This window comes from Limnohabitans sp. Bal53, from assembly GCF_003063355.1.
Taxonomy (GTDB): domain Bacteria; phylum Pseudomonadota; class Gammaproteobacteria; order Burkholderiales; family Burkholderiaceae_C; genus Limnohabitans_A.
This window is the reverse complement of record NZ_NESH01000001.1, coordinates 309,228-335,899: the sequence shown is the minus strand read 5'-3', so window position 1 is coordinate 335,899 and position 26,672 is coordinate 309,228. Positions and strand designations below refer to the sequence as shown.

Below are 26,672 nucleotides of genomic sequence, written 5' to 3'. Positions count from 1 at the left end.
GGCTTTTTGGTTTATGGCCCGCGTTAATTCTGGTTTTGAGCCCAAGGATGTCATGACCTCGCCTACTCCGATCACCGTGTCTGTCGACTGCATGGGCGGTGACCACGGTCCCCGCGTCACGCTGGCGGCTTGTCGTCGCTTCCTGTCGTCCAATCCCGATGCCCGGTTGATTCTGGTTGGGCGTGCTGAGTCATTGGCAGGTTTTTCTGACCCGCGTGCTCAGGTGGTGGTCGCCACCGAAGTGGTCGAGATGGACGATCCCTTGGAAGTGGCCTTGCGCAAGAAAAAAGACTCCTCCATGCGTGTGGCCATCGAGCAGGTGCGCGATGGCCAAGCCCAAGTGGCGGTGTCGGCGGGCAACACCGGGGCATTGATGGCGATTGCCCGTTATGTGCTCAAAACCATGGATGGCATTGACCGCCCAGCCATCGCGGGTCAAATGCCCAACTTCAAGGGCGGTGGCACCACCATGCTCGATTTGGGGGCCAATGTCGATTGCACGCCTGAGCACTTGCTGCAGTTTGCGGTCATGGGCTCGGCACTGGTGTCGGTCCTGCAGGACAAGGATCAACCTTCGGTGGGTTTGCTCAACATCGGTGAAGAAGCCATCAAGGGCAATGAAATCATCAAAAAAGCGGGTGAACTGTTGCGCTCTGCATCCAAATCGGGTGATTTGAACTTCCATGGCAACGTGGAAGGCAACGATATTTTTAAGGGCACGGTGGACATCGTCGTTTGTGATGGCTTTGTGGGCAATGTGGCCTTGAAAGCCAGTGAAGGTTTGGCGACCATGGTGGGAGGCTTTTTGAAAGCCGAGTTTTCGCGCAACATCTTCACCAAAACAGCGGCTTTGTTGGCGTATCCGGTCTTAACGGCGTTTAAAAACCGTGTGGACCACCGCCGCTACAACGGCGCGGCCCTGTTGGGTTTGCGCGGCCTGGTGTTCAAGAGCCATGGTTCGGCCGATGAGTTGGCTTTTGAGAATGCCCTGAACCGGGCTTATGATGCAGCCCGAAACCAATTGCTGGACCGCGTTCGGGACCGCATTGCCCACGCCTCACCTTTGTTGATGGGTGCGCAGGCCGAGCGATCCGAACCCGTGGTCACATCTGTATGAGAATTTATTCACGCATTTTGGGCACCGGCAGCTACTTGCCGGCCAGACGCCTGAGCAACGCCGACCTGGCCGCCGAGTTGGCGCAGCAAGGTGTCGAGACATCCGACGACTGGATCGTCGAGCGCACAGGCATCCGTGCCCGGCACTTTGCTGCAGACGAACAAGGCTGCAGCGATCTGGCCACCGAAGCCGCCCGCCAGGCACTCAGTGCGGCGGGCTTGGCTGCGCAAGACATCGACCTGATCATTGTGGCCACCTCGACCCCCGACATGGTGTTCCCCTCGGTGGCGACCATGGTCCAGCACAAACTCGGCGCAGCCGGTTGCCCCGCGTTTGACGTCCAGGCTGTGTGCAGCGGCTTTATTTATGCACTGACCGTTGCCGATTCGATGATCCAGTCCGGATCGGCCAAGCGGGCGCTGGTCATTGGTTCAGAGATTTTCAGCCGCATTCTTGACTTCAAGGACCGCACGACTTGCGTGTTGTTTGGTGATGGGGCTGGTGCGGTGGTGCTTGAAGCCTCTGATCAGCCCGGCATCTTGGCCACCGATTTGCATGCTGACGGCAAATACAAAGACATTTTGTGCGTGCCCGGCCACGTCAACCGGGGTGGCATTTTGGGCGATCCGGTGCTCAAGATGGACGGTCAGGCGGTCTTCAAATTGGCCGTGGGCGTGCTCGAAGACACGGCCCGAGCCAGCTTGGCCAAGGCCAACTTGACCGATGCCGACATCGATTGGCTGATCCCGCACCAGGCCAATATCCGCATCATGCAAAGCACGGCCAAAAAGCTCAAGTTGGGTGCGGACAAAATGGTGGTGACGGTGGACCAGCACGGCAACACCTCGGCCGCTTCGATCCCGCTGGCCCTGGACACCGCTGTGCGCGACGGGCGCATCCAGCGAGGCCAGACCCTCATGCTCGAAGGCGTGGGCGGGGGCTTCACTTGGGGCTCGGTGCTGTTGCGTTATTGACCCGCTCTTGATTTGACAGGCCCGGGTCGGCGATGCAGAGCATCGCTCTTCCGGATTCTTCCCAGATACAGAATTTGTACATGACCACATTTGCTTTTGTTTTTCCCGGCCAGGGCTCCCAGTCCGTGGGCATGTTGGACGCTTGGGGTGATCACACCGTGGTGCTCGAAACCTTGAAAGAAGCTTCTGATGCTTTGGGCGAAGACGTCGCTCGACTGATCCACGAAGGCCCCAAAGAGGCCTTGGCCATGACTACCAACACACAACCCGTAATGCTGGTGTCGGCTGTGGCCGCTTACCGGGCCTGGCTCGCAGAAGGCGGGGCCAAGCCGTCCGTTGTGGCCGGTCACTCGCTGGGCGAGTACAGCGCCTTGGTGGCTTCGGGTGTGTTGACGCTCGCGCAAGCCGCCCCGCTGGTGCGCCTGCGTGCGGCCGCCATGCAAGAAGCCGTGCCTGTGGGTGTGGGCGCCATGGCCGCGATTTTGGGTTTGGCCTCGGACAAAGTGATTGCAGGCTGCCAAGAGGCACAAGCCACATTTGCAGCAGGCAGCGCCGAAGTGGTCGAAGCCGTGAACTTCAACGATGCGGCACAAACGGTGATTGCGGGCAGCAAAGCGGCGGTGGACAAAGCCTGCGAAGTGCTCAAGGGCATGGGCGCCAAGCGTGCGCTGCTCTTGCCTGTGTCTGCCCCTTTTCACTCCAGTCTGATGAAGCCAGCGGCTGAAAAGCTGCGTGAAAAACTGGCCACACTGACTCTAGGAGCACCGCAGATCCCGGTGCTCAACAACATTGATGTGGCCATTGAAACCGACGGTGACCGCATCCGAGACGCGCTCTACCGCCAGGCCTTTGGTCCGGTGCGCTGGGTCGAATGCGTGCAGGCCATCAAGGCCCATGGCGTGAGCACCTTGGTGGAATGCGGGCCCGGCAAGGTGCTGGCTGGCATGACCAAGCGCATTGACCCCGAATTGAACGGTGTGGCCCTGTATGACCCCACCACACTGGCCGAAGTGAAAGGACTTCTCGCATGAGCGATACCCCAAAACAAGTGGCCTTGGTCACAGGCGCATCCCGAGGCATTGGCGCATCGATCGCTTTACATCTGGCGCAATCGGATTTTGTCGTGATTGGCACCGCCACCAGCGATGACGGCGCCGCCAAAATCACCCAAGCCTTGTCGGCTTTTCCGGGCAGCCGGGGTGCCAATCTGAATGTCAACGATGCCGCAGCGGGCGAAGCCCTGATCGACGCCATCGTGAAAGAGCACGGCGGCCTGCAGGTGCTGGTCAATAACGCGGGCATCACCCGCGACACCTTGGCCATGCGCATGAAAGACGACGATTGGGACGCGGTGCTCGACACCAACCTCAAGGCGGTGTTCCGCATGAGCCGCGCCGTGATCCGCCCCATGATGAAGCAGCGCTACGGCCGAATCATCAGCATCACCAGCGTGGTGGGCGCTTCCGGCAACCCTGGTCAGGCCAACTACGCTGCCGCCAAGGCGGGCGTGGCCGGTATGACCCGTGCCCTGGCCCGCGAATTGGGTAGCCGCAACATCACCGTCAACTGTGTGGCCCCTGGTTTTATTGCCACCGATATGACGGCCAGCCTGCCCGAGGAACAACACAAAGCCTTGTTGGGCCAGATTCCTCTGGGTCATCTGGGTCAACCCGAGGACATCGCACACGCCGTCGCATACCTGGCGGGCCGGGGTGCTGGCTATGTCACCGGACAAGAATTGCATGTCAATGGTGGCATGTTCATGGCCTGATTTTCGGAACGCCCTTCCGGACAGGTAAAATCTTCTTTTTTCACAACCCTCAGAGGGACCCCATGAGCGATATCGAAGCACGTGTCAAAAAAATCATTGCCGAACAACTCGGCGTTGAAGAGTCACAAGTCACCAACGAAAAAGCCTTCGTGGCTGATCTGGGTGCCGACTCCCTGGACACTGTGGAATTGGTGATGGCACTCGAAGACGAGTTCGGCATCGAGATTCCTGACGAAGACGCAGAAAAAATCACCACGGTGCAAGCTGCGATCGACTACGCCCAAAGCAAGAAGGCCTGATCGACGATGACCCGGCGCCGCGTTGTTGTCACGGGTTTGGGATGCATCAGCCCCGTGGGCAACACGGTGGCTGAGGCATGGTCCAACCTGATCGCCGGCCAGTCCGGCATTGGACCCATCACCCGCTTCGATGCTTCGGCGATGTCTTGCCGTATCGCGGGTGAAATCAAGAATTTTGACCTCGAATCCTACATCTCTGCCAAAGAGGCAAGGACGATGGATCGGTTCATTCATTACGGTATTGCCGCTGCAGCCCAGGCCATCCAAGATGCTGGTCTGCCTTCAGGCGAAGCCTTGGGTGATGAAGAGGCTTGCCGCATCGGTGTGGTGATTGGTTCGGGCATCGGCGGTTTGCCGCTGATCGAAGAAACCCACATCGAGTACACGGCGCGCGGCGCACGCCGCATCTCTCCGTTTTTCGTGCCGGCCTCGATCATCAACATGATCTCAGGCCATGTGTCGATGCGCCATGGCTTCAAAGGCCCTAACTTGGCTGTTGTGACGGCTTGCACCACAGGTTTGCACAGCATTGGCGAAGCCGGCCGTCTGATCGAATACGGTGACGCTGACGTGATGATTGCCGGTGGCTCAGAGGGCACGGTGTCGCCACTGGGTGTGGGTGGTTTTGCCGCCATGCGTGCTTTGTCGACCCGCAACGACGACCCCACAGCCGCCTCCCGTCCTTGGGACAAAGACCGCGATGGCTTTGTGCTGGGTGAAGGCGCGGGCGTGATGGTGCTCGAAGAGTACGAGCACGCCAAAGCCCGTGGCGCGAAAATTTATGCCGAGCTCGGTGGTTATGGCATGAGTGCTGACGCCGGTCACATGACCGCGCCGAGCATGGACGGCCCACGCCGCGCCATGATCAATGCCATGCGCAATGCCGGTGTCAACACCGACCAAATTGACTACCTGAACGCACACGGCACCTCCACGCCGCTGGGTGACATCAACGAAACCAATGCCATCAAGGCGGCTTTGGGCGATCATGCCTACAAAACTGTGGTCAGTTCAACCAAGTCCATGACCGGTCACCTTTTGGGTGGCGCGGGCGGCATTGAAAGTGTGTTCACCGTGTTGGCGTTGCACCATCAAAAAGTGCCGCCCACAATCAACCTGGTCAACCCCGATCCCGAGTGCGATCTGGACTACTGCGCCAACACGGCGCGCGACATGAAAATCGATGTGGCCCTGAAAAACAATTTTGGTTTTGGTGGCACCAACGGTTCTTTGGTGTTCAAACGCCTCTGACGGCCCCCTCGGGCTCGTTTCAAGCCATGCACAACGCCCCGCCTGTGGTTTTCCCGGTGGGGCGTTTTGTTTGGGGCCGACTGTTGTTTGTGGCTGTGGCTGTGGCTTCGGCTATGGGCTTGCTCAGCTGGCAACTCCAGACTTTGGCCACAGGCCCCAAGCTCTGGGCGGCCTGGATGTTGTGGGGTGTTTGTGTTGGGTTTGCTGCGCTGTGGGCACCGAGGCAAACGCTCACGTGCGGGCGTTTGGTCTGGAGTGGAGAGGCCTGGTTTTGGCAAGCCGAGACCGAATCGGACGAGCAGGCCCAGGCCGTGAACGTCTCGGTGGGCGTGGACACGGGGCAAGGCCTGTTGTTGTGGCTGCAGCCGTTGAGCGAAGAAGGCCATGCACAAGGTCGGCTGCGCTGCGCCTGGCTGCAGGCACGTGCGATGCCCTCAAAGTGGCACGGATTTAGATGCGCTGTATATTCGCGCCCCAAGATGCCTGAACGGTTGGGCAAAGACCTGCAAGAGCGTCTTTGATGCGGCTTGAAAAGGCTGTTTTCACCCGCATCTGCCTGAAAGTTGCAATTTGGTTTTGACCGACAAAAGGAGGCTTTTTGTGCTGAACAACAAATTCATGAAAACGGCTGCATCGGCCTGCATGGCCACGGCCCTGATGGCAGGCTGGGCCATGCTGCCCACCACAGCCGCTTTGGCGCAAGCCCCGGCTGCTGCTGTACGCGGCTTGCCCGATTTCACCGACTTGGTGGAACAAGTCGGCCCCTCGGTGGTGAACATTCGAACCCTTGAAAAAGTGAGCACCGGCACGCCCGGCGCAGGCGGGCCTGACGAAGAAATGCAGGAATTGTTTCGCCGCTTTTTTGGTGTGCCCATGCCGAACGCGCCACGCCAGGGCCCGCGGCAAAATCGACCCGAGCCAGAAGCCCAACCACGTGGCGTGGGTTCGGGCTTCATCTTGAGTGCGGACGGTTACATCATGACCAATGCCCATGTCATCGACGGGGCCGACGAGGTGATGGTGACGCTGCCCGACCAACGGGAATTCAAGGCGCGCATTGTGGGGGCCGACAAGCGCACCGACGTGGCAGTCGTGAAAATCCAGGCCACCGGCCTGTCCGCAGTCAAGGTCGGCGATGTCAATCGCCTGCGAGTGGGCGAGTGGGTGATGGCCATTGGTTCCCCCTTTGGCCTGGAGAACACCGTCACGGCAGGCATTGTGAGCGCCAAACAGCGCGATACGGGAGATTATTTGCCCTTCATCCAGACCGATGTCGCCATCAACCCTGGCAACTCGGGTGGCCCGCTGATCAATATGCGCGGTGAAGTGGTGGGCATCAACAGCCAAATTTATTCCCGATCGGGCGGTTTTATGGGGATCTCGTTCGCCATTCCTATGGACGAGGCCATGCGCGTGAGTGAACAGCTGCGCGCCACTGGGCGGGTTAGCCGTGGCCGCATCGGTGTGCAAATTGCACCCGTGACCAAAGAAGTGGCCGAATCGATTGGCTTGGGCAAAGCGCAAGGCGTGTTGGTGCGCGGCGTGGAAGAAGGCTCGCCGGCCGAGAAAGCCGGCATTGAGGCGGGTGACATCATCACCCGCTTTGACGGCAAGTCGATTGAAAAACCCGCCGATCTGCCGCGTGCGGTGGGCAATACCAAGCCCGGCAGTCAAGTGGCGCTGACGGTGTTCCGCCGAGGGGCCACCAAAGACCTGAGGGTCACCGTGGCCGAGATCGAGCCAGAAAAAGTGGCTGCGGCTGCCCCCGAGAAGAAAGCACCGACCGCCAAGATCGCACACTTGGGCCTGAGCTTGAGTGATTTGAGCGCGGACCAAAAGAAAGAAGCGCGCGTGCGCGCTGGTGTTCGGGTGGATGCCGCTGTGGATGCGGCCGCACGCGCGGGCATCCGCGAGGGTGACCTGATCCTGGCGGTGGCGAACACCGAGGTCAGCTCGGTCCAGGTGTTCGAATCGCTGATGGCGCGCATCGACAAGTCCCGCCCAGTCAGTGTGTTGATCCGTCGGGGCGACGGGGCGCAATATGTGCTGATCCGACCCGCTCCTTGATGGGTGTCAAGCCCGGCAGACCCTGAAACCCCTGGGGTTTTGGGGTTGTTGGGCCCAAACGTCAATTTTTGGGGAGATATGGCCGAATCCAAAAATATTTTTGAAGTTTGTGTTTGCTAACATTTTTGGGTCCTCATGCCGAATTTGGATAAAATCAACCGTCTTGATCCGTCATTCATGGCATATAGAGCAGGTCTGGATTCACCATGCGGGATTTGCCGCATGTTTCCACCGATGATCCACAGACAGCCCACAAGTTGTTCCTATCTTGGTAACATTTATTGTGGATAAGTTGTTGATAAGTTTCATGTTGCATAGCAGCAACGACCAGCCGAACCCGACAGCGGGGCTGTGCGAATGGGCCAATTTGCCTACAATGAAGTCCCAACTATCGCAGTTGCCATTGATTGTTGGTTCAGGGCGCGTCGCCACCAGACGCGCCCTTTTTTCTTTTCCGGATCGTTGATCCACCAACACTTGCAGAACTTCCTTGATGAATCACATCAGAAATTTTTCGATCATTGCCCACATCGACCATGGCAAATCCACGCTGGCCGATCGCTTGATTCAACGCTGTGGTGGTTTGGAAGCGCGTGAGATGGAAGCGCAGGTGCTGGACTCGATGGACATCGAGAAAGAGCGCGGCATCACCATCAAGGCGCAAACCGCTGCGCTTCAATACAAGGCCAAAGACGGGCAGGTCTACAACCTCAACCTGATCGACACGCCCGGCCATGTGGACTTCTCTTATGAAGTCTCGCGTTCGTTGTCGGCCTGCGAAGGCGCTTTGCTGGTGGTCGATGCCAGCCAAGGCGTGGAAGCGCAGACCGTGGCCAATTGCTACACCGCGCTGGATCTGGGCGTGGAAGTGGTCCCGGTGCTCAACAAAATGGATTTGCCCAATGCCGATCCGGACAATGCCCGGGCCGAAGTGGAAGACGTGATTGGCATTGACGCGACCGATGCGATTCCCTGCTCGGCCAAGACCGGCATGGGCATCGAAGAAATCCTCGAAGCCGTGGTGGCCCGCGTGCCGCCGCCCAAGGGCAACCCCGATGCGCCGCTGCGCGCCATGATCATTGACAGCTGGTTCGACACCTATGTGGGTGTGGTCATGTTGGTGCGCGTGGTGGACGGCCAGTTGCACAAAAATGAGCGCATCCGCATGATGGCCAGTAACGCGGTTTACGAAGCGGGCAGCCTGGGTGTGTTCACCCCGGCCAACCTGCCGCGTGAATCGCTCAAAGCGGGGGAGGTGGGTTACATCATCGCGGGCATCAAGGAGTTGCAGGCGGCCAAGGTGGGCGACACCGTCACCTTGGAAAAGAAGCTGCCCAACAACCTGGGCCCAGCCACCGACGCCTTGCCTGGCTTCAAGGAAATCCAGCCCCAAGTATTTGCCGGTTTGTACCCGACCGAAGCCAACCAATACGACGGCCTGCGCGATGCGTTGGAAAAGCTCAAGCTCAACGACGCTTCTTTGCATTACGAGCCCGAAGTCTCGCAAGCGCTGGGCTTTGGTTTTCGTTGCGGCTTCTTGGGCTTGTTGCACATGGAAATCGTGCAAGAGCGCTTGGAGCGAGAGTTTGACCAGGACCTGATCACCACCGCGCCCAGCGTGGTCTACCAAGTGGTTCAGCCTGGTGGTGAGGTCATCATGGTCGAGAACCCGTCCAAGATGCCCGACCAAGGCAAGCTGCAGGAAATTCGCGAGCCCATCGTCACGGTGCACCTGTACATGCCACAAGACTATGTGGGCCCCGTGATGACACTGGCCAACCAAAAGCGCGGTGTACAGATGAACATGGCCTACCACGGCCGTCAGGTCATGCTGACTTACGAGATGCCGCTGGGCGAGATCGTTCTGGACTTTTTTGACAAGCTCAAATCGGTCAGCCGGGGCTATGCGTCGATGGACTACGAGTTCAAGGAGTTCCGCGCATCGGACGTGGTGAAGGTCGACATCTTGCTCAACGGCGAGAAGGTCGATGCGCTGTCCATCATCGTGCACCGCTCCCAGTCGCAGTACCGAGGCAGGGCTGTGGTGGCCAAGATGCGCGAGATCATCAGCCGCCAGATGTTCGATGTGGCCATCCAGGCGGCCATTGGTGCCAACATCATTGCCCGTGAAAGCATCAAGGCCTTGCGCAAAAACGTGCTGGCCAAGTGCTACGGTGGCGACATTTCGCGAAAGCGCAAACTGCTCGAAAAGCAAAAGGCGGGTAAAAAGCGCATGAAACAAATTGGCTCGGTCGAGGTGCCTCAAGAGGCGTTCTTGGCGATTTTGCAGGTGGAAGATTGATGCAGTTTTTAACGTCGTTGGTCTTGGCCGCGTTTGTCGGCTACGCGGGTGCTTGGTATCTGGGCTACCTGGAGGGTAACTTTGCGCTGCTCTTGCTGCTGGCCACGGTGGTCACGGGCATTTATTGGCTGGCCGAGCGCTTCGTGTTTTTGCCGCAGCGCCAAAAAGCAGTGGCGCAGCTCGAAGCCGAAACCGCGCAGCGCCGCGCCGAGTTGGCCAAAATGGGCATCGACAAAGTGGACACCGACATCCGCGAGTCACGCGAGAAGCTGCTCATGCAGCCTTGGTGGCTGGACTGGACCGCGGGCTTGTTCCCGGTGATCGTGGTGGTGTTTGTGCTGCGCTCGTTCTTGTTTGAGCCCTTCAAGATCCCCTCGGGCTCCATGATCCCGACGCTGCACATTGGTGATTTGATTCTGGTGAACAAATTCCATTACGGCATTCGTCTGCCGGTGGCCAATACCAAGATCACCGAAGGCACACCCGTGCAGCGTGGTGATGTGATGGTGTTCCGTTACCCGCCCAAGCCGAGCGTGGACTACATCAAGCGCGTGGTCGGTTTGCCCGGGGACGAGGTGGCTTATTTGAACAAAAGCCTGACCATCAACGGCAAACCCGTGCCCACCGAAGTGCTGCCCGACTTTTTTGACGAGTCCACCATGCGCTACCACAAGCACCGCCGCGAAACTTTGGGCGCCAAGCCGCACCAAACGCTGCAAGACGATGACCGTCCGGCCTTTGTGCCGGGTGCCGATCAGTTTGCCGGCCGCGAGAACTGCAACTACACCGTCGAAGGCGTGACTTGCAAGGTGCCAGCAGGGCACTACTTCATGATGGGCGACAACCGCGATAACTCGCTGGACTCACGTTATTTTGGTTTTGTACCGGATGGCAACATCGTGGGCAAAGCCTTCTTTGTGTGGATGAACTTCGGCAATCTCAAGCGCATTGGCGCGTTTGACTGAGGTGGGCGTGGCAACTTCCCCCGTTCTGTCCGAATTGCAAGTCCGGCTGGGTTACGCCTTCCGTCAGCATGCTTTGCTGCAGCAGGCGGTCACGCACCGCAGCTTCAGCGCCGACCACAACGAGCGCCTGGAATTTTTGGGTGACTCGGTGCTCAACCTGTCGGTAGCGCACATGTTGTACGCCCAACTGGCCAATTTGCCCGAGGGCGATTTGTCGCGTGTGCGGGCCAACTTGGTCAAGCAAGACACACTGCACCAATTGGCCATAAAGCTGGATTTGCCCGCTGTGATGCGGCTGGGCGAGGGCGAGATGCGCTCGGGCGGGCAAAACCGTCCGTCCATCTTGGCCGATGCACTTGAAGCCATCATTGGCGCGGTTTACCTCGACGGTGGCTACAAAGATGCACAAGCTCTGGTCGAACGCTTGTTTGCCCAGGTCGACATCAAGCCCGACATGCAGGCCGTGGGCAAAGACCCCAAGACCGAATTGCAAGAGTGGCTGCAAGGGCGCAAGCTCGCGCTGCCCAAATACACCGTGGTCGGCACCTCCGGCGCGGCGCACCGCCAGCAATTCGAGGTCTCTTGCGAAGTGACCGAATTGCGCAAAACCCAACAAGGCTCGGGCGCGTCGCGTCGCGCGGCTGAACAAGCAGCGGCTGCCGCCATGCTGCTCACCTTGAAATCCGAAAGCGCCGCATGAGTACCGACAAAAAAAACGCACCTTCCGAATCTGCGACTGAACGCACGCCGCAAGAGCAAACCATGCGCCGCCCTGTGCAAATCGCGGGCGTGACCATTCAGCCACGCGACGCATCCGAAGACGCGGCTTTGCCTCCGGTTGCTGCTGCCCCCGCGCCTGTGCCGGTGGAAGGCCAGCGCTGCGGCCTGGTGGCCATTGTGGGTAAACCCAACGTGGGAAAGTCCACCTTGCTCAATGCCTTGGTGGGCCAAAAGATCAGCATCACCTCACGCAAAGCGCAAACCACACGCCACCGCATCACCGGTATTCGTACCCAGGGCGCAGCACAGTATGTGTTTGTCGATACCCCTGGTTTCCAGACCATCCACGGCACGGCGCTCAACAAGTCGCTCAACAAGACCGTGGTCGGTGCGGTGAGTGATGTGGATCTGGTGTTGTTTGTGGTCGAGGCAGGCAGCTTCACCACGGCGGACGCCAAGGTCTTGGCGCTGCTCAAGCCCGGCATTCCGGTCTTGCTGGTGGCCAACAAACTCGACAACGTGCACCGCCGTGGCGACATCGCGCCTTGGCTGCAAAGCATGCAAGAGCGCCACGCCTTCACCGAGTTCGTGCCCATGTCGGCCAAGCAGCCCAAAGACATCGAGCGCCTGCTCGGCATTTGCGAAAAATACCTGCCCGAGCAGCCTTGGTGGCACGCCGAAGACGAACTCACCGATCGCAGCGAAAAGTTTTTGGCCAGCGAAATGGTGCGCGAAAAACTCTTTCGCCTGACCGGCGACGAGCTGCCTTACACCTCGACTGTGGTGATCGACAAGTTTGAAGAAGAAGCCGGTCGTACGGCCAAGCGGATGCTGCGCATTGCCGCCACCATCGTGGTCGAGCGCGAAGGGCACAAGGCCATGGTGATCGGTGACAAGGGCGAAAAGCTCAAACGCATCGGCACTGAAACCCGCGTCGAGCTGGAAAAGCTGCTGGACGCCAAGGTCTTCATCGAGCTGTGGGTGAAGGTGCGTTCAGGCTGGGCCGACGACGAAGCCCGCGTGCGCAGCTTCGGTTACGAGTAATTTCGCCGCCAATGGCCTCCAAGCGGATCGCAGACGAGCCAGCCTATGTGCTGCACCGCTACGACTGGAGCGAAACCAGCCTGATCCTCGAGGTCTTCAGCCGCCACCACGGTCGTGTGGCTTTGGTGGCCAAAGGGGCCAAGCGGCCCACCTCCAGCTTTCGCCCGGTGCTCTTGCCTTTGCAGCCTTTGTCTCTGGCGTTTGGGGGAGATGGTGACATCCGCACCCTCAAATCGGCCGAATGGGTGGGCGGGCATGTCATGCCCACGGGCGAGGCTTTGCTGTCGGGCTACTACCTCAATGAATTGCTGATGCGCCTGACCGCGCGCGACGATCCCCACCCACAGCTGTTTGAGGTTTATGCCGCCGCCGTGCGTTTATTGGCCAGTGGCGACCCCGATGCGCTGCAGTGGGCTTTGCGCGGCTTTGAGTTGTTGCTGCTGCGCGAAATGGGCCTGTTGCCCGCTCTGAACCTGCAAACCCTGACCCTCAAGCCTTTGTCGCCCACGGACAGTTATGCGCTTGCCCCCGAGGCGGGGCTGCAGTGGGTCAGCGATGACCGCCAAGCCTTGCGCGGCGAGCAATGGTTGGCGCTGCACGCGGCGCTGGCGTCACCCAGTCCTTTTGCCGCCTTGTTGCGCGAGTGCGCCCACCTGCTGGTGCAGCTGCAGCGCCCCTTGCGCCTGTTGCTCAACTACCATTGTGGTGTGGGCGCTTTGCGCACCCGCCAAATGATGCTGGACTTGCAAACCTTATGAACTCCTCCATGACTGCTTCTTCCCCAAGCGTGGCCCTGTCGGTCAATGTCAACAAAGTCGCCTTGCTGCGCAACTCGCGCCACTTGGGCATTCCCAGCGTCAGGCGTGCGGCCGAGCTGTGCCTGCAAGCCGGTGCGAACGGCATCACCATCCACCCGCGCCCGGACGAGCGCCACATCCGCGCCAGCGACGTGCCCGAGCTCCACGCCCTCATGAAGGCCTGGCCCGAGCGGGAGTTCAATATCGAAGGCAACCCTTTCCACAACCTAATGGACCATGTGCGTGCCGTGCGCCCGCACCAGGTGACCTTTGTGCCCGACAGCGAAGGCCAGTTCACCAGCGACCACGGCTGGACCTTCCCGCAAGACGCCGAACGCCTGAAACCCCTGATTGACGAATGCAAAGCCTTGGGCGTGCGTGTGAGCCTGTTCATGGACCCCTTGCCTGAGCAAATGGCCGCAGCCCGCGCTGTGGGCGCCGATCGGGTGGAGTTGTACACCGAACCCTATGTCGCTGCCTTTGGCACGCCAGAGCAAGACCATCAGCTGCAGCGCTACGCCGATGCCGCCGTGGCAGCCACAAGAGCCGGTTTGGGCTTGAACGCTGGCCACGACCTCAACTGTGACAACTTGCCCGCTTTTGTGGCGGCTGTCAAAGGCCTGCAAGAGGTCTCGATTGGCCACGCCTTCATGGCCGACGCGTTGGAGATGGGTTACGCCGCGACGGTGCGGGCCTACCTCGCTTGCCTGAAAAAATGATCTACGGCATCGGCACTGACATTTGCGACATCCGTCGCATCCGGGCCAGCCTGGAGCGGCATGGCGAGCGTTTTGCTGCCAAGGTGCTGTCTGACGCAGAGATGTCCACCTGGAAAGCCCGAAGTGCCCGCTGGCCCGAGCGCGGTGTGCGCTATTTGGCCACGCGCTTTTCGGCCAAAGAGGCCTTCAGCAAAGCCATAGGCTTGGGCATGCGCATGCCCATGACCTGGCGCCTGTGTGAGGTGGCCAAACTGCCCAGCGGCCAGCCGGTCATCGTGCTGCATGGTGTGCTGAAAGAATGGTTTGAGGCCAAAAACCTCAGCGCCCACATCACCGTGACCGACGAGTCCGAATACGCGGCCAGCTTTTGTGTGGTCGAGACCCAAAGCCCCCCGCGCACTTGATTTACCGCGCTGGCGCCCCACATGGAATCCACACCTCATGACACTGCACGCTCCCCTGATCATTGACATTGCTGGCACCACCTTGACCGATGTGGACCGCCGCCGCCTGGCCCATCCCTTGGTGGGTGGCATGATTTTGTTTGGCCGCAACTGGCAAAGCCGTGCGCAACTCACTGAGCTGTGTGCCGAGATCAAGCGCATTCGGGCCGACCTCTTGATCGCTGTCGACCATGAAGGCGGCAGGGTGCAGCGCTTTCGTACCGACGGCTTCACCCACTTGCCCAGCATGCGGGCGCTGGGTGAACTTTGGCATCAGGACGACAAAAGCCAACCCGGTTCGGGTGTGCTGAAAGCCTGTGAGGCGGCCACTTCGGCGGGCTTTGTCTTGGCCAGTGAATTGCGTGCTTGTGGTGTGGACTTCAGCTTCACGCCTGTGCTGGATCTGGACCATGGCGAGAGCGGTGTGATCGGCGACCGCGCTTTTGCACGTGACCCGCGTGTGGTGAGCCTGTTGGCCCGCAGCCTGATGCAGGGCTTGCTGCAGGCGGGCATGGGCAACTGCGGTAAACATTTTCCCGGCCACGGTGCCGTGAAGGCCGACTCGCATGTGGCACTGCCGGTGGACAAGCGAGGCTTCAAGACCATCCTGGCCGATGACGCGCAGCCTTACCGTTGGCTGGGCAGTGTGCTCACTGCCGTGATGCCCGCGCATGTGATTTACAGCAAGGTGGACAGCCGCCCAGCAGGCTTTTCGCCGCGCTGGCTGCAAGACATCTTGCGCGCTCAACTGGGTTTTCAGGGCGTGGTTTGCACCGATGACTTGTCGATGGCCGCCGCCCGCCAGCTGGAGGGTCGCACCCTCAGCTACACCGAGGCCGTCATCACCGCTTTGCACGCTGGCTGTGATTTGGCACTGCTGTGCAACCGATCTGCGGTGAACGGTGGCCAAGAGCTGGACGAGGTGCTTGACCAACTGGCCGAGGCGCAGCTCAAAGGCCATTGGCAGCCCCAAGAGGTCAGCGAAGAGCGCCGCTTGAACCTCTTGCCCCGAGCCCCCGCCCGCCCTTGGGATGAACTGGTGCGCTCGGCCGATTACATGCAGGCGCTCGACCGCCTGCCTTGACTTGAACAGGACCCTTGGATGAACTGGATTGCACGCATATTCATGGGTCTGCTGGGACTTGTTTTTCTGGCAGCCATACTTTTCTTTTTACTTTTTTTCATTGTTTTCGCGACGCTTCGTTGGCTGCTGACGGGTCGTAAGCCCCAGGTCGTCATGGTTTGGCAGCAGTTCAGCGCCATGCGCCAAGGTTTCAAGCAGGGGGGCTTCCGATCAGGATTCGGACAAGGTTTTGAGCCTTTCAGACGGAAGAGTGCCGCATTTGCGCAGGATGACCAGGTGGTGGACGTGGAGGTGCGCGAAGTGGTGGAGGACGCGCCGCGCTTGCCGCCTCGCAAGCCCCATGAACCGGGCTAGCCTCTGAAACAACAAACCCGACCTTGGCCGGGTTTGTTGTTGGAGGTCTTTACTCCTGCACGTGGCGCAGGGCAGGGAACAAGATCACGTCGCGGATGCTGGCGCTGTCGGTCAGCAGCATCATCAAGCGGTCAATGCCGATGCCGCAGCCGCCTGCGGGGGGCATGCCGTATTCGAGCGCACGCACAAAGTCGTGGTCGTAGTACATGGCTTCGTCGTCCCCATCGTCTTTGGCGGCAACTTGGGCATGAAAGCGTGCAGCCTGGTCTTCGGCGTCGTTCAATTCGCTGAAGCCATTGCCGAACTCGCGGCCGGTGATGTAGAGCTCAAAGCGCTCTGTCACTTCGGGGCGGCTGTCGTTGGCGCGGGCCAGTGGGCTGATCTCGGTGGGGTGCTCCATGATGAAGGTCGGCTCCCAGAGCTTGTCTTCCACGGTTTCCTCGAAATAGAACACTTGCAGGCTCGCCAGGCTGCGGGTGGACAACTTGTCCTTGGCTTCGCTCATGCCCAGCTTTTTCAGGGCGTTGATCAGCCACTCGGCGTTGTCGACGTTGTCACCGGCCTCGGTGTGTTTGACGATGGCTTCGCGAATCGTCATGCGGGCAAAAGGCTTGTTGAGGTCAACCGGTTTGCCGTTGTAGGTCAGGTCCAAGGTGCCCGCAGCGGTCATGGCCGCGTCGCGGATCAGGCTTTCGGTAAAACCCATCAGGTCCTGGTAGTTCCAGTACGCCGCGTAGAACTCCATCATGGTGAACTCGGGGTTGTGGCGCACCGAGATGCCTTCGTTGCGGAAGTTGCGGTTGATCTCGAACACGCGTTCAAAGCCGCCCACCAAAAGGCGCTTGAGGTAGAGCTCGGGCGCGATGCGCAAGAACATCTCTTGGTCCAGCGCATTGTGGTGCGTCACAAACGGCTTGGCGTTGGCACCACCGGGGATGGGGTGCAGCATGGGCGTCTCGACTTCCAAAAAGCCGTGTTGGACCATGAACTCACGGATGCCGCTGACGGCCTTGCTGCGTGCTGCAAAGCGCTTGCGAGCGGCTTCGTCGGTCATCAGGTCCACATAACGCTGGCGGTACTTCACTTCCTGGTCGGCCACGCCGTGGAACTTGTCGGGCATGGGGCGCAGGCTCTTGGTGAGCATGCGGATGCTGGTGGCATGGATCGACAATTCGCCCGTGCGGGTTTTGAACAGGTGGCCTTCGACGCCCACGATGTCGCCCAAGTCCCAGTGTTTGAACAGGGCGTACAAGTCTTCACCCACATCGTCGCGGGTCACATAGACCTGGATGCGGCCCGTGGCGTCTTGGATTGTGGCAAAGCTGGCCTTGCCCATCACGCGCTTGAGCATCATGCGGCCAGCCACTTTGGCGGTGGTTTTGGCCACGCCTTCGCCGTTCAAGGCTTCGGCTTCTTTGTTGCCGTGGGCTTCGTGCAGGTTGGCCGCATGGTGCTCGGGCTTGAAGTCGTTGGGGAAGGCCACGCCTTTGCCGTCAACTTGCGCCTGGCGCATGGCTTTGAGCTTTTCGCGGCGCTCGGCGATCAGTTGGTTTTCATCTTGCGCTGGAGCGGCGGGAGCGGATTGGACAGTCGTGTCAGACATGGCGAAGTGCAGTGGGGACCGTGGCGCTTGGACGCCGCCCGATCCGGGGTTGTGGGGTGCGCGAGGGCGCAAAGCCCTCTATTTTATGAGTTTGCGGACGGCTTTTGGCCGGGCTGTGGATCGGTGGCTCCAGCAGGGGCCACCATGTCACCCACCAGCTCCAGCCGCACCAAGGGTTCTTGCAGGGCAAACAGCCGGTATTTCATCTGCAGCGGCAAGGGCAGCAACTCGCCCCAGCGGTTGGACAGCCAGCTGCAGTCCTGCAGCCGCCAGGCCTCGGCCCAGTGGGGCACCACGCTGGGTTGAGCACTCAGCTGGGTCAGAGCCTGGTGCATTTGCGTAGACAGGTGCTGCAGGTCTTCGGGCACCTGCACCGCGGGCTCGGGCGGCAGGGGCGTTACCTTGCCCAGCCACAGGCCGTCGCTGCGCTGCTGCGTGGCCTCTATGCGAAACTTTTCTACCCCTCGGCACCAGACCATCACCAGGCCGGGTTGGGGTCGCTCGATGCGCTCGATGTGCACCCGTGTGCCCATGGCTTCAAACTGTTCGGCCGCTTCGCCAGGTCGGTGCACCTCGCGGCCTTGGGTGAGTGTGACCACACCAAAGCCCGAGCCTTGGCGCTCGCATTCGCCAATCATTTGCAGGTAGCGCAACTCGAACAGTTGAAGAGGCAACAAAGCACCAGGAAACAGCACCGTGCCCAAAGGGAACAGGGGCAACTCGTGCAGGGCTGGTGGAGAAGGGGTGTCGCGATCAGGCATCTGGGTATCATCGCATGAGCAGGAGAAAAGCAATGTTGTTTCAGATGGTCAGTATGGTGTTGGATGTGGTTGCAGGCTTGATTGCGGGCACGTGTTTGCTGCGCTTGTGGATGCAAAGACAGCGCATTTCATTTCACCAGCCCATTGGCCGCTTTGTGTTTGCCTTGACCGACTGGTTGGTGTTGCCTTTGCGCAAAGGGATCCCGGCTTGGTCGGCATGGGATTTGTCAAGTCTGGCAGGGGCTTGGCTGATCAAGCTGGTGCAGGTGGCGCTTTTGTGGTTGTTGTCGGGTGGGGCCTCGCCATGGGTTTTGCTGCCCTGGTTGAGCTTGTTGAGTCTGGCGCAACTGGTGGTGTCGGCCTTGAGTGCCTTGGTGTTGGTGTATGCGGTGATGTCTTGGATCAGCCCGGGCTCGCCCATGTACGACTTGGTGGCGCGACTGGCTGAACCCATCTTGCGTCCTTTCAGGCGCGTGGTGCCGCTCATTGGCGGGATCGACTTGTCCCCGCTTGTTTTGCTGTTGGCCCTGCAAATGCTGGGCATGGTGCTCATGGGCCTGCAAACGGGAGGGTTGCGCTAGGTTTATTCGAGGCGCCATGTGAAAAGGCCCTCTTGCGAGGGCCTTTTGTATGGGGTGTAAGCCGATCAGCTCACCGCATCGGCTGGCTGGCGCTGCAGCATGGCCAGCGTGCTGGCAATGGTTTTGCGCAGCTCGCGGCGGTCACAGATGAAGTCCACCGCGCCTTTGGTTTGCAAGAATTCGGCACGCTGGAAGCCTTCGGGCAAGGTCACACGCACGGTGCTTTCGATCACGCGGGGGCCCGCAAAGCCGATCAGGGCTTTGGGCTCGGCAATCACCACATCGCCCAAGAAGGCAAAACCAGCCGACACGCCACCCATGGTGGGGTCGGTCAACACGCTGATGTAGGGCAGGCCTTTTTTGGCCAAGCGGGTCAAGGCGGCATTGGTCTTGGCCATTTGCATCAGCGAAAGCAGTCCCTCTTGCATGCGGGCACCGCCCGTGGCGGTGAAGCAAACAAACGGTACTTTTTGCGCGATGGCGGTTTCCACGCCACGCACAAAGCGCTCGCCGACCACCGATCCCATGGAGCCGCCCATGAAGTCGAATTCGAAGCAAGCAGCCACCAAGTTGATGCTGTGGACTGCGCCGCCCATGACCACCAGGGCATCGGTTTCACCCGTGTTGTCCATGGCTTCTTTCAGACGCTCGGGGTATTTGCGGCTGTCTTTGAATTTGAGCGGGTCCACCGGCACCACTTCTTGGCCGATTTCGTAGCGGCCTTCACCGTCCAAAAAGGCGTTTAGGCGAGCGCGAGCGCCGATGCGCAGGTGGTGCGAGCAGCCGGGGCAGACGTTCTGGTTTTCTTCCAGGTCGGTTTTGTAGAGCACCGTTTCGCAGCTGGGGCACTTGACCCACAAGCCTTCGGGCACCGTACGACGCTCAGCCGGGTCGGTGTGCTGGATCTTGGGGGGGAGCAGTTTTTCGAGCCAACTCATGAGGGGTTCTCCTTAGCGGGGAATTATCGTTCATCGCGGCCGCAGGCCGCTCCTACAGCGACCCATTGCGGCGGGTCGCCCATCCTACGCGTCCAGGGCCTGCCGGATGCCCGATAGGAACTCACCGGCCACGTCGTTGATGCGGTCAACAGGCGCGGCGTCGATCAGCTGAATCAGGCGCGAGCCGATCACCACCGCATCGGCCACGCGGCTGATGGCCTTGGCTGTTTCTGCGTCGCGGATGCCAAAGCCCACACCGACCGGCACGCTGACGTGTTGGCGGATGCGCGGCAACATGGCCTCGACGGCATCGGTGTCCAGCGTGCCAGAGCCTGTAACGCCTTTTAGCGAGACGTAATACACATAGCCGCTGGCCACCTGGGCCACCTGTTGCATGCGCTCGTCCGTGCTGGTGGGGGCCAGCAAAAAGATCAGATCCATGCTGTGGGCGCGCAGTTTGGCGGCAAATTCCACGCATTCTTCAGGTGGGTAGTCCACGATCAGCACGCCGTCCACACCCGCAGCGGATGCGTCGCGGATGAAGGTGTCTGCGCCGTGCTTTTGGTCGTAGCGCTCCACCGGGTTGGCATAACCCATCAGAACCACCGGGGTGTGGCTGTTGGTCTGGCGGAATTCGCGCACCATGGCCAGCACCTGCACGGTGCCGATGCCCAAAGCCAGCGCTTTGTCACCGGCTTTCTGGATCACAGGGCCGTCGGCCGAGGGGTCAGAAAACGGGACACCCAGTTCAATGATGTCAGCCCCGGCCGCGGCCATGGCGTGCATCAGGGGCACGGTGGTGTCCGCTTGCGGAAAACCGGCGGTGACATAGGGAATCAGGGCTTTGCGGCCTTGGGTTTTGAGGGCGGAGAGGGTGGCGTCGATGCGGCTCATGTCGGCATTCACTTCACAAAATTCACAGGCTGCTCAGCACCTTTGACCGATTGGCCTTGGCAGCTGGGTCGGCAGAAAAAGTCGGCGTTCGACAAATCGGCCACGGTGCCGATGTCTTTGTCGCCACGTCCCGACAGGTTGACCAGGATCGACTGGTCAGTGCGCATGGTTTTGGCCAGTTTCATGGCGTAGGCGACGGCGTGACTCGACTCCAGCGCAGGGATGATGCCCTCGGTGCGGCACAGGTAGTGAAAGGCTTCGAGCGCTTCTTTGTCGGTGATGCCCACGTACTCGGCGCGGCCAATGTCCTTCAAGAAGGCATGCTCGGGGCCGACGCCGGGGTAGTCCAGGCCGGCACTCACGCTGTGGGTTTCGGTGATCTGACCGTTCTCGTCTTGCAAGATGTAGGTGCGGTTGCCGTGCAACACGCCGGGGCTGCCCAGCTGCAGCGAGCACGAGTGCTTGCCCGAGTCCATGCCTTCGCCCGCGGCTTCCACGCCGATCAAGCGGGTGTTTTCATGCGAAATGTAGGGGTAGAAGATGCCCATGGCGTTGCTGCCGCCGCCCACGCAGGCAATCACCGCGTCGGGTTGTTGCTCGGCCATTTGCAGGCTCTTGAGCATGGCGGGCATTTGCGTCAGGCACTCTTCACCGATCACGCTCTGAAAATCGCGAACCATCATGGGGTAGGGGTGCGGGCCCGCCACGGTGCCGATGATGTAGAAGGTGTTGTCCACATTGGCCACCCAGTCGCGCATGGCTTCGTTCAGGGCGTCCTTGAGGGTCTTGCTGCCTGACTCCACGGGCACCACGGTCGCGCCCAAGAGCTTCATGCGGTAGACGTTGGGGCTTTGGCGCTTGACGTCTTCGCTGCCCATGTACACCACGCACTCCAGGCCATAGCGGGCGCAAATGGTGGCGGTGGCCACGCCGTGCTGGCCTGCGCCGGTCTCGGCAATGATGCGCGGCTTGCCCATGCGCTTGGCGAGCATGGCTTGGCCGATGGTGTTGTTGATCTTGTGGGCGCCGGTGTGGTTGAGGTCCTCGCGCTTCAAGAAAATCTGCGCGCCGCCCATTTCGCGGCTCATGCGTGCTGCGTGGTAAAGCGGCGAAGGGCGGCCCACGAAGTGCGCCAGCTCGGACTTGAATTCGGCGATGAAGGCCGGGTCGTGCTGGTATTGGGCGTAGGCCGCTTTGAGTTCGTTGATGGCATGGGTCAGGGTTTCACTGACAAAGCTGCCGCCGTAGATGCCGAAATGGCCTTTGAGGTCGGGTTGTTGGTATTCAAACATGGTGTGGTGCTCAATATGGGTGGGGCCGCCGGGTGTTTACAGGTGGGGCGGTCGCTGCAAAAGCCAGCGGAATCAAACCGTGGAATGCTTTAAAGGGGGAAGCTGTTGTCTGCGGTGCGCACCGCCTGGACAAACTGCCGCATTTTGTCGGCATCTTTGAGGCCCTTGCCTGCTTCGATGCCCGAGCTCACGTCAACGGCCAGAGACAGGCCATGCGTGCGCAGCGCCCGAATGCCATCGCCCACGTTTGCAGGTGTGAGTCCACCAGACAAAACGAGGTGAGCATTGACGTTTGGTGGCAGCAGTGACCAATTGAATGTTTTCCCGCCGCCGCCGTATCCGTCGACATGGGCGTCGAGCAAGAGGGCTTGGGCTTGCTGATGGAGGAGCGCAAATTTTAGCAAGTCGAAGTCGGCTGCCTCAGACAAGGGGATTCGGGCTGCTTTGAGGTGCTGGCGGCCTGTGCTCTGGCTCATGGCCTCGCAAAATTCGGGCGTTTCGTCGCCGTGAAACTGCAGCATGGCCCCAGGCACGGCTGCGCAAGCCGCCGCAATGCGTTCTGGCGCTTCATTGACGAAGAGCAGCACCGGCGTCACAAAAGCAGGCAGCAGGCGTGCCAGTTCGGCCGCGCGATCGATGCTCACGCTGCGCGGGCTGGGTGGGTAAAGCACAAAACCCATGGCGTCAGCCCCAGCGGCGCAGGCTGCCAGTACATCGGCTTCGCGGGTGAAACCGCACATCTTGATGCGTGTGCGTTGCTGCGGTGCTGGGCTGGTGGATGTGTTGCTTGGGCTCATGGCAACCAATCAAAAGCAGGGGTGGTGTCGGGCAGGCCCCATTCTGGGCTGTAGATGGGGCCTGCAAAGTACAGGCCGTCGGGGGAAAAGGTGGGCGCTGCGGCATCGCGGTTTTTGGCATGCAGCACCTCGAGCATCCAGTCGGGCGATTGGTTGCCTTGGCCGATGGTCACCAAACAGCCCATGATGTTGCGGATCATGTGGTGCAAAAAGGCGTTGCCTTCGAACTCAAAGCGCCAATAAGCGCCGTGCCGGGTGATGCGAATATGTCGCAGCGTTTTGACGGGCGAGAGCGCCTGGCAGCTGCTGGCCCGAAACGATGAAAAATCGTGCTCGCCCAGCAGATGATGGCTGGCTTGGCGCATGGGTGCTTCGGCCAGCGGGCGGTACACCCAGCCCACGCGTCCGGCCTCCAAGCTGGGGCGCACGATCGAGTCGAGCACCACATAGATGTAGCGCCTGCCTGTGGCGCTGGCGCGGCAATGGAAAGTCTCGGGCACGACCTGCGCCCATTGCACCGCGATGTCTGAGGGCAAATACCGGTTGGTGCCGCGTACCCAGGAGTGCGTGTCGCGCTCCAAGTGGGTGTCGAAGTGCACCACCTGCATCAGGCCGTGCACACCCGCATCGGTGCGGCCTGCGCACAGGGTGCTGACGCGGGGTATGTCGCCAAACTGGGCCAGGGCTTTTTCGAGTTTGTCCTGAATCGTCAGGCCCGTGGCTTGGCTCTGCCAGCCTTGATAAGCCGTGCCCGAATAACAGATGCCCAGGGCCAATCTCACCGGATTTGGCCAAGCATCTGGATGGCGCGTGCCTTGATGTCGCCTTGGGTTGAGGAAACAACCGACAGGATCAACGCGCGGGCCAGGTCTTTGTCACCCTTTGCCAACAGCTGAGCCGCAAGATTGAGCTTGCTCAGTTCAGTGTCTTCTGAATTGGACGGGAATGCTGGTGGGGCAACCTGTTCGGGGGCCGCAGGGGTTGGGTTAGATGAAACCGTTGTCGCTGGAGGGGTGGGCTGAAGATTCAGGTCAATGGCACTCATCTGCGCAGGGATGGCTGCATTCTCAGCAGTTTGGCTCAGGGCCGGTTCTGTGCTGGTGCTGGGGATGTCGTCGTAGGATGGGGCATAAACCGATTCGGGTTCAGCTGACTTGCGTCGCATCCACAGTGCGACAAGCAAAACGGCCGCCAGCAACCCTGCAGCCCACGCCCAAAGCTGCTTGTTCTCGCTCAATTCTTTCAGGCTGGCGCCCGATGAGGGTGCTGGCTGAAGTGCATTGGCCGGTACCGATGTGGGCGGTGTTGAGGCAGCAGGAGTTGCAGAGGCGGCAGAGGAGGCGGGTGATCGAAGGGATTGAGACAAACTCTCCAACTCTTGCAGGTTTTTGTTCAGGGCTGCAATTTGACCTGCTGCGTCTTTGGCTTCACGTTCTTTGGCCAATTTGGCTTCGGGCGTATCGGGGCCAATGCTTGATTTGGACAATGTCAGTTTGTCTTGCTCAGGCGAGGGTGATGGTGTTTGAGCCGTCTCGGTGGTCACCCGACCAGACATGGTGCGCGAATTTTTAGAGTCAACCAAGAGGGGCGATTCGGCCAGGCGTCTGGCGTAAGCTGCAAATTCTTTGGTTTGAGCGATGACCGTCTTGCGGGCTTCAGCGCGAGGAATTTGGGTGGCTTCTTCGGCCTCTGGCATGCGCAGGACAGCACCGGCTTTGACCAAGTTGACGTTGCCTTGAATGAAGGCGTTGGGGTTGGCTTTGAGCATGGCCAACATCATTTGGTCCAAGGAGACGTTGGGACCCAAAAAGCGCAAAGCCAGTTTGGAGGCTGTGTCACCCGCTTTGACTTTGATTTGCCTGTCTGAGTTGTTGGCCGTTGCCTCTTTGGCCTTGGGGTTGGCTTGAACGGCAGGGGCGCTCGCAGGCAAGTCCTCGATCTTCTTGGGTTCGGTCACTCGCGCATTGGCGGATGGCGTTGGGCTGTTGTCTACCGGTGCGAAACGATAAACAGGTACCTTGTCAGCGTTCAACTCAATGCTGGATGCATTGAGTGGGTTGGGTGACTCGACTGCCCTGATGGACGTAGAAGCGGGACTCGCTGGCGGTACTTTCTGAACGATGGGCGGCTCAGCGGGTACCTGAAGTGATGTCACATCAGGTGGATTGGTGCTGCTAGGGCGACGGCTGACCGAGTCAAGCAATAAAGCATAGTTTTTGCTCAGCTTGCCCGATGACGACTGTGTCTCAAGGATAAGGTCAATGAAGTTTTCCTGAACCGGGGCGCTGCCCTGCAACGAAATAACAGCGATTCCATTGGGGCGAGTTTTCAAATTGACAGTCAAACCATTCAAGGCCTGGTTGAACTCCATTCCTGCTTGGCTAAAAACGACCGGTGAGGCCAATTGAGCCCTCAGTGTCCGCAGTTCTTCGGAGGTGGCCTGAGCGACCTCAATTTCTGCCATCAGGGGCTCACCAATGGCTGAAAGTACTTGAAGTCGCCCCAGGTCCAAGGCCAAAACAGGCAAAGCCCATGCTGAAAAAACCAAAGCACTCAGCGCTTTCATTTTGAGATTTCTTGTTTTTTGGCGGTTGGATTGACCCATGGATATCCTGGAAAACTGTTGTTTTTTGAGTGGTGATCAGGCATCCAGCAGGATGCGAAGCATGCGGCGCAGCGGCTCTGCAGCGCCCCAGAGCAACTGGTCACCAATGGTAAAGGCGCCAATATACTCCGGTCCCATGGCCAACTTTCGTACACGTCCCACAGGGATGGTCATGGTGCCGGTGACAGCAACGGGTGTCAAGTCTTTGATAGTAGCTTCCCGGGTGTTAGGAATCACTTTGACCCACTTGTTGTCGGCTGCGATCATGGCTTCAATGTCGGCCACAGGCACATCTTTTTTCAATTTGAAGGTGAGGGCCTGGCTGTGGCAACGCATCGCGCCTACCCGCACGCAGAAGCCGTCCACCGGGATGGCCGAAGATCCAAAAGCCTCGCCCATGCCCAGAATCTTGTTGGTCTCGGCCATGCCCTTCCACTCTTCCTTGGACATGCCGTTGCCCAGGTCCTTGTCGATCCAAGGGATCAGCGAGCCGCCCAGGGGTACGCCAAAGTTGGCTGTTTCAGCGCTGGTCAAGGCGCGCTGCTTGGCGACCACCATGCGGTCAATTTCCAAGATGGCGCTCTTGGGGTCGTCCAGCAAGGCTTTGACTTCGGCGTTCAGCGTGCCGTATTGGGTCAGCAGCTCGCGCATGTGTTGTGCACCGCCGCCCGAAGCCGCTTGGTAAGTCTGCGTGCTCATCCACTCGACGAGGCCTGCTTTGTAGAGGGCGCCGACGCCCATCAACATGCACGACACGGTGCAGTTGCCGCCCACCCAGTTCTTTCCACCGTGGGCCAGCGCGTTTTTGATCACGGGCATGTTGACTGGGTCCAAGATGATGACCGCGTCTTTTTCCATGCGCAGGGTTGAGGCCGCGTCGATCCAGTGGCCATTCCAGCCAGCAGCGCGCAGCTTGGGGAAGACTTCCGATGTGTAGTCACCGCCCTGAGCAGTGATGATGATGTCGCAGCGCTTGAGCTGCTCGAGGTTGAACGCGTCTTGGAGTGTGGTTTCGTTCTTGGCCATCGAAGGGGCTTTACCGCCTGCATTCGATGTAGAGAAGAACAATGGCTCGATCAGGTCAAAGTCTTTTTCCTGAATCATGCGGTCCATCAGAACCGAGCCGACCATGCCGCGCCAGCCGACCAAACCTACTAACTTGCTCATTTCAACGCCCTTTCAGTTTTTAAAACAGTGTTTGACCAGACTGTTTGCCCGGCTCGTCTGGCCGGGAGGGCGCACGACGAACCAGGCCGGATCAGCCCTTAATGGTCGTGGTTTTTGTGGAAGTTGC

27 protein-coding genes are annotated in these 26,672 nt (G+C 59.8%); 18 read left to right on the top strand and 9 right to left on the bottom strand.

Translation table 11 applies throughout. The annotated features are described in order from the left end of the window. Positions 1-52 precede the first annotated feature (52 nt). The 17 genes from plsX to B9Z50_RS01510 all read left to right on the top strand — a co-directional run bounded on the left by plsX (position 53) and on the right by B9Z50_RS01510 (position 15,907). On the top strand, positions 53-1,117 hold the full coding sequence (gene plsX, locus B9Z50_RS01590) for a phosphate acyltransferase PlsX (RefSeq protein ID WP_108362489.1): 1,065 nt from the start codon (positions 53-55) through the stop codon (positions 1,115-1,117). Next, positions 1,114-2,091 carry a beta-ketoacyl-ACP synthase III gene (locus B9Z50_RS01585; RefSeq protein WP_108361945.1) on the top strand — a complete coding sequence of 326 codons (978 nt, stop codon included), beginning with the start codon at positions 1,114-1,116 and terminating at the stop codon, positions 2,089-2,091. The genes plsX and B9Z50_RS01585 overlap by 4 nt, the downstream gene beginning before the upstream one ends. 80 nt (positions 2,092-2,171) lie before the next feature. Next, a complete protein-coding gene (fabD, locus tag B9Z50_RS01580; RefSeq protein ID WP_108361944.1) occupies positions 2,172-3,122 on the top strand; it encodes an ACP S-malonyltransferase in 951 nt (316 codons plus the stop codon). After that, a complete protein-coding gene (fabG, locus tag B9Z50_RS01575; protein WP_108361943.1) occupies positions 3,119-3,862 on the top strand; it encodes a 3-oxoacyl-ACP reductase FabG in 744 nt (247 codons plus the stop codon). Before fabD ends, fabG begins: the two co-directional genes overlap by 4 nt. A 62-nt stretch (positions 3,863-3,924) precedes the next feature. Next, entirely contained in the window at positions 3,925-4,161 is a 237-nt protein-coding gene (gene acpP, locus B9Z50_RS01570) for an acyl carrier protein (protein WP_019427049.1), read from the top strand. Positions 4,162-4,167: 6 nt separating this feature from the next. Beyond that, positions 4,168-5,412 (top strand): beta-ketoacyl-ACP synthase II, encoded by a 1,245-nt coding sequence (gene fabF / locus B9Z50_RS01565; RefSeq protein ID WP_108361942.1) that lies wholly within the window; start codon positions 4,168-4,170, stop codon positions 5,410-5,412. A 26-nt stretch (positions 5,413-5,438) separates the two neighbouring features. Then, positions 5,439-5,933, top strand: a complete 495-nt coding sequence (locus tag B9Z50_RS01560; RefSeq protein ID WP_108361941.1) for a hypothetical protein — start codon at positions 5,439-5,441, stop codon at positions 5,931-5,933. 121 nt (positions 5,934-6,054) lie between these two features. Next, positions 6,055-7,479: a DegQ family serine endoprotease gene (locus B9Z50_RS01555; RefSeq protein ID WP_199221661.1), complete on the top strand. Its 1,425-nt coding sequence runs from the start codon at positions 6,055-6,057 to the stop codon at positions 7,477-7,479. Between the two features lie 493 nt (positions 7,480-7,972). Continuing rightward, complete coding sequence (lepA, locus tag B9Z50_RS01550) at positions 7,973-9,781, top strand: translation elongation factor 4 (protein ID WP_108361940.1); 1,809 nt, start codon at positions 7,973-7,975, stop codon at positions 9,779-9,781. After that, positions 9,781-10,746, top strand: coding sequence for a signal peptidase I (gene lepB, locus B9Z50_RS01545; protein WP_108361939.1), 966 nt, complete (start codon positions 9,781-9,783; stop codon positions 10,744-10,746). Before lepA ends, lepB begins: the two co-directional genes overlap by 1 nt. Before the next feature lie 7 nt (positions 10,747-10,753). After that, positions 10,754-11,446, top strand: a complete 693-nt coding sequence (rnc, locus tag B9Z50_RS01540; protein WP_370463042.1) for a ribonuclease III — start codon at positions 10,754-10,756, stop codon at positions 11,444-11,446. After that, positions 11,443-12,510: a GTPase Era gene (gene era / locus B9Z50_RS01535; protein ID WP_199221647.1), complete on the top strand. Its 1,068-nt coding sequence runs from the start codon at positions 11,443-11,445 to the stop codon at positions 12,508-12,510. Before rnc ends, era begins: the two co-directional genes overlap by 4 nt. Before the next feature lie 11 nt (positions 12,511-12,521). After that, positions 12,522-13,268 carry a DNA repair protein RecO gene (gene recO, locus B9Z50_RS01530; RefSeq protein WP_108361938.1) on the top strand — a complete coding sequence of 249 codons (747 nt, stop codon included), beginning with the start codon at positions 12,522-12,524 and terminating at the stop codon, positions 13,266-13,268. An 8-nt stretch (positions 13,269-13,276) separates the two neighbouring features. Continuing rightward, positions 13,277-14,026: a pyridoxine 5'-phosphate synthase gene (locus B9Z50_RS01525; RefSeq protein WP_370463041.1), complete on the top strand. Its 750-nt coding sequence runs from the start codon at positions 13,277-13,279 to the stop codon at positions 14,024-14,026. Continuing rightward, the gene (gene acpS, locus B9Z50_RS01520; RefSeq protein ID WP_108361936.1) at positions 14,023-14,430 is read left to right on the top strand and encodes a holo-ACP synthase; all 408 of its coding nucleotides are present in this window, start codon (positions 14,023-14,025) and stop codon (positions 14,428-14,430) included. Before B9Z50_RS01525 ends, acpS begins: the two co-directional genes overlap by 4 nt. 37 nt (positions 14,431-14,467) lie before the next feature. Continuing rightward, positions 14,468-15,553: a beta-N-acetylhexosaminidase gene (gene nagZ, locus B9Z50_RS01515; RefSeq protein WP_108361935.1), complete on the top strand. Its 1,086-nt coding sequence runs from the start codon at positions 14,468-14,470 to the stop codon at positions 15,551-15,553. An 18-nt stretch (positions 15,554-15,571) separates the two neighbouring features. Continuing rightward, positions 15,572-15,907, top strand: a complete 336-nt coding sequence (locus tag B9Z50_RS01510; RefSeq protein ID WP_108361934.1) for a hypothetical protein — start codon at positions 15,572-15,574, stop codon at positions 15,905-15,907. 49 nt (positions 15,908-15,956) lie between these two features. Here B9Z50_RS01510 and lysS read toward each other — a convergent pair whose 3' ends face one another. Together lysS and B9Z50_RS01500 are read right to left on the bottom strand one after the other, a co-directional pair. Next, complete coding sequence (lysS, locus tag B9Z50_RS01505; RefSeq protein ID WP_108361933.1) at positions 15,957-17,510, bottom strand: lysine--tRNA ligase; 1,554 nt, start codon at positions 17,508-17,510, stop codon at positions 15,957-15,959. An 83-nt stretch (positions 17,511-17,593) separates the two neighbouring features. After that, complete coding sequence (locus B9Z50_RS01500; protein WP_108361932.1) at positions 17,594-18,271, bottom strand: LON peptidase substrate-binding domain-containing protein; 678 nt, start codon at positions 18,269-18,271, stop codon at positions 17,594-17,596. Positions 18,272-18,303: 32 nt separating this feature from the next. Here B9Z50_RS01500 and B9Z50_RS01495 point away from each other — a divergent pair, with 32 nt between their 5' ends. Further along, positions 18,304-18,852 (top strand): YggT family protein, encoded by a 549-nt coding sequence (locus tag B9Z50_RS01495; RefSeq protein WP_108361931.1) that lies wholly within the window; start codon positions 18,304-18,306, stop codon positions 18,850-18,852. Positions 18,853-18,917: 65 nt separating this feature from the next. Here the strand turns inward: B9Z50_RS01495 and accD are convergent, their stop codons facing one another. The 7 genes from accD to asd all read right to left on the bottom strand — a co-directional run bounded on the left by accD (position 18,918) and on the right by asd (position 26,545). Next, complete coding sequence (accD, locus tag B9Z50_RS01490; protein WP_108361930.1) at positions 18,918-19,790, bottom strand: acetyl-CoA carboxylase, carboxyltransferase subunit beta; 873 nt, start codon at positions 19,788-19,790, stop codon at positions 18,918-18,920. Between the two features lie 84 nt (positions 19,791-19,874). Then, positions 19,875-20,684, bottom strand: a complete 810-nt coding sequence (gene trpA, locus B9Z50_RS01485; protein WP_108362485.1) for a tryptophan synthase subunit alpha — start codon at positions 20,682-20,684, stop codon at positions 19,875-19,877. Between the two features lie 8 nt (positions 20,685-20,692). Then, the gene (gene trpB / locus B9Z50_RS01480) at positions 20,693-21,976 is read right to left on the bottom strand and encodes a tryptophan synthase subunit beta (RefSeq protein WP_108361929.1); all 1,284 of its coding nucleotides are present in this window, start codon (positions 21,974-21,976) and stop codon (positions 20,693-20,695) included. A gap of 89 nt (positions 21,977-22,065) precedes the next feature. After that, positions 22,066-22,773: a phosphoribosylanthranilate isomerase gene (locus B9Z50_RS01475; RefSeq protein WP_108361928.1), complete on the bottom strand. Its 708-nt coding sequence runs from the start codon at positions 22,771-22,773 to the stop codon at positions 22,066-22,068. Further along, positions 22,770-23,555, bottom strand: a complete 786-nt coding sequence (gene truA, locus B9Z50_RS01470) for a tRNA pseudouridine(38-40) synthase TruA (RefSeq protein WP_108361927.1) — start codon at positions 23,553-23,555, stop codon at positions 22,770-22,772. The genes B9Z50_RS01475 and truA overlap by 4 nt, the downstream gene beginning before the upstream one ends. Continuing rightward, on the bottom strand, positions 23,552-24,730 hold the full coding sequence (locus B9Z50_RS17525; RefSeq protein WP_158270608.1) for a FimV/HubP family polar landmark protein: 1,179 nt from the start codon (positions 24,728-24,730) through the stop codon (positions 23,552-23,554). The genes truA and B9Z50_RS17525 overlap by 4 nt, the downstream gene beginning before the upstream one ends. Positions 24,731-25,414: 684 nt before the next feature. Beyond that, positions 25,415-26,545 (bottom strand): aspartate-semialdehyde dehydrogenase, encoded by a 1,131-nt coding sequence (gene asd, locus B9Z50_RS01460; protein ID WP_108361925.1) that lies wholly within the window; start codon positions 26,543-26,545, stop codon positions 25,415-25,417. Positions 26,546-26,672 lie beyond the last annotated feature (127 nt).